General features: G+C 64.3%; 1 pseudogene. It reads left to right on the top strand.

Annotation, left to right across the window (positions count from 1 at the left end):
• Nucleotides 1-252: pseudogene (locus tag ACMUOY_RS20540) on the top strand (hypothetical protein); the annotation flags it as partial.

Genomic DNA, 252 nt, shown 5'->3' with positions numbered 1-252 from the left:
GGATTTCCGCGCTTTCGGCGGCAAGCTGATCCAGGCGCTGCGCTACGGTGAAAACCCGCATCAGCAGGCGTCGTTCTACAAGTCGCCCGAACGCCGTCCCGGCGTCGCCACCGCGCGCCAGTTGCAGGGCAAGGAACTGTCCTACAACAACATCAACGATACCGACGCGGCCTACGAAGCCGTCTCGGAATTCGACGCCAGGCGCACGGCGGCCTGTGTTATCGTCAAGCACGCCAATCCGTGCGGCGTCGC

Origin of the sequence: Candidatus Skiveiella danica (genome assembly GCF_022705245.1) — a bacterium.
Classification (GTDB): Bacteria; Pseudomonadota; Gammaproteobacteria; order Burkholderiales; family Burkholderiaceae_C; genus Skiveiella; species Skiveiella danica.
This window is presented reverse-complemented; position numbering and strand designations above follow the sequence as displayed.